The organism is Citreicoccus inhibens (assembly GCF_019039035.1).
Lineage (GTDB): Bacteria > Myxococcota > Myxococcia > Myxococcales > Myxococcaceae > Citreicoccus > Citreicoccus inhibens.
Genome location: NZ_JAHNZT010000099.1, coordinates 1 through 2,414, shown reverse-complemented (window position 1 = coordinate 2,414; position 2,414 = coordinate 1). Strand labels below are relative to the sequence as shown.

3 protein-coding genes are annotated in these 2,414 nt (G+C 66.8%); all 3 read right to left on the bottom strand.

What is annotated here, in order from left to right; genetic code table 11:
- Nucleotides 1-107 precede the first annotated feature (107 nt).
- From tnpC to tnpA, 3 genes are read right to left on the bottom strand one after another with little or no spacing between them, the layout of a single operon-like run.
- On the bottom strand, nt 108-1,565 hold the full coding sequence (gene tnpC / locus KRR26_RS36330; protein WP_217082179.1) for an IS66 family transposase: 1,458 nt from the start codon (nt 1,563-1,565) through the stop codon (nt 108-110).
- A gap of 31 nt (nt 1,566-1,596) precedes the next feature.
- Nucleotides 1,597-1,986 (bottom strand): IS66 family insertion sequence element accessory protein TnpB, encoded by a 390-nt coding sequence (tnpB, locus tag KRR26_RS36325; RefSeq protein ID WP_217082178.1) that lies wholly within the window; start codon nt 1,984-1,986, stop codon nt 1,597-1,599.
- Between the two features lies 1 nt (nt 1,987).
- Nucleotides 1,988-2,332 carry an IS66 family insertion sequence element accessory protein TnpA gene (tnpA, locus tag KRR26_RS36320; protein WP_217082177.1) on the bottom strand — a complete coding sequence of 115 codons (345 nt, stop codon included), beginning with the start codon at nt 2,330-2,332 and terminating at the stop codon, nt 1,988-1,990.
- Nucleotides 2,333-2,414 lie beyond the last annotated feature (82 nt).

Sequence of the window (2,414 nt, the reverse complement as noted above, 5' to 3'; positions counted from 1 at the left end):
CCGTACCCGTCCGGGTTTGGCTGTCCTGACGAGGGATGAGTCCCGCCCGGAGCCAGGGGCAGTGTCGTGGTGACGCTCTCGGATGGGATGGAGGTTCGCCGTGTGCGTCAGGAGGTGTTCGTGACGAGGCGACGACTCCAGGGACCTGGTAGGAGTTCATCCAGACGGCTTGCCGGGTGGTACTGCACGCGAAGCAAGACGTCGGAGAGGTACTCGCGCGGATTGATGCCGTTCGCCGAGCAGGTGGCGACCAGCGAGTAGAGCCCCGCGAGGTTGTGGCCCGCATGGTCATGTCCGACAAACAGAAAGTTCTTCCGCCCCAAGGCTGCGACACGCAGGGCTCGCTCCGAGGCGTTGTTGTCCAAGGGAAGCCGCACGTCATCGACAAAGCGGGTGAGCGCGTCCCACTGGCCAATTGCGTAGGTGATTGCCGTACCCAGCGGGCCGCGAGGTGGATGCAGAGGCTTGTTCTCCTCGAGCCAGGAGCGGATTGCGGCCAGCGCCGAGGAAGACTGCTCCTTGCGCATGGCCAGGTGAGCGGAAGTCCTGGCCAGCCCCGCCTCCTTCACCGCGGCCTCCACCCGGTAGAGCTGGAGGATGAGTTTCAGCATCTCTTGCGCGGAAGGGTGAGGGCACGCCTCGAAGAAGCGGCGGCGCACATGGGCCCAGCACCCGACGCGCGTGCGGCCCTCTGGCGTCGTCACCCGGTTGTAGCCGGTGTACGCGTCCACCACGAGCGCGCCACGAGTGCTCCCGAGGACCTCCATGGGCGTGGTGCCAGCGCGGGTGGGGCTGAAGCAGTAGGCGACGAGCGAGTCGTGCGAGGACTCCTCCTCCGAGAGGAACGTCCACAGGTAGCCCGTCCTCGTCTTCTCCGGGGCCTGCACTTTCAGGGGCGTTTCGTCCGCCTGCACCACCTGCTGCATGGCCACCTTCTTGAGCAGGCAGTCGGAGACAGGCGCGAGCTCCGTGGCCGCACGGTGGAAGAGGTCCGTCATGGTGCTGCGCGCCACCGGGAGTCCCTCACGCGCGAGTGCCTTCTCCAGTCGGTGCAGAGGCAGGGAGTCGGCGCATTTCGAAGTGACGAGGTGGGCGATGAAGCCGGAGCCGTAGCCCGTCTTCTCGGCGACACGGGGTGGCCCCAGGGCAGTCACGACACTCTCGCCACACGCGCAGACGAGGGTTTCTCGTACGTGCACCTGCTTCTCGAAGCGGCCAGGGATGTACTCATACAGGACGCTCGGCCGGCCCGGCCCCATCGGGTGGAAGTCTGTCCCGTTGCAGCGGGGGCACCGCTGGCGCTCTCGGGGAACTGGGTGGAAGACGGTGCGCGACGGCAGCTCCTTCTTCACGCCAGCACGCTCGCGGCGCTTCAGGAGCGCGGCCTCCGCCTTGGCCTTCTCGTCGCGAGGAGCCTCCTTGCGAAGTTCCTCGGCGGGCGGAGGTAGCTTCTCCGACTTCTTGCCAAAGACGGTGCGGGTGAGCGTCGCGACCTGCTGCTCGAGCGCCGTCAACCGCTCGCGAAGCTCTTCGGCCTCCTCGCGCCACGGGCAGTGGTGGTCCATGGGCAGCTCACGAGCCATGCCACCCAGGTACTCACCGCCGAGATGAGGTGCCCTGGGACTCGGCTGGCTGCCCGGGTGGCTGCCATTGGACCGGCCGACGTACCCGCGAGACGTCGATGCCGTCGAGCAGCATCGCCAATTGGGTGGAGTCCAACTGCACCGACGTGGCGTCGTCCGCGACGACGGGCATGCGGAAGCGGCCCGCCTCCAGTCGCTTGTACAGAAGCAGGAATCCTCCGCCGTCCCACGCCAGCACCTTCACCTTGTCCCTCCGTTTGCTGACGAAGACGAAGAGGTGGCCGGAGTACGCGTCGGCCACCAGGACGCGTTGCACATGGACGAAGAGACCGTCGATGGACTTGCGCATGTCCACCGGCGCAGCGGCCAGGTGGATACGGACGGCGCGAGGCAGAAGGAGCACGTCAACCTAACCCCGCCAGGACGGCACGCAGGTACGCCACGTCCGTCCCCACTGGGAAGCGCAACACGACTCCCGAGGGGTGCGCGGCTTCCAGCAATGCCGGTGGGCCGCATGCAGAGGCCCCTCCCCGCCGCGCTGAAAGCGCGGTCGAGTCTACTACCTCCACTGGAAGCAGCACGGGAGGAGCGCTTGCTCGCATGGCCTCTCTGCGCAGCTTGTACAACCAGAACTGGAGCGTGCTCACCGGGACGGCCTTCGCCGCGGCGAACTCCTTGTGCGTCTGCCCGCTCTCTTCCAGCTCCAACACCAGTCGCCGCCACTCGGCGGCTCCAATTCGTCTCGTCATTCGCTCCTCCATCGCGCCCCTTGAACGCATGGAGGTGTCCCGACTCACTCAACTCCTCGACGCCTAGATCCGGACGGGTACG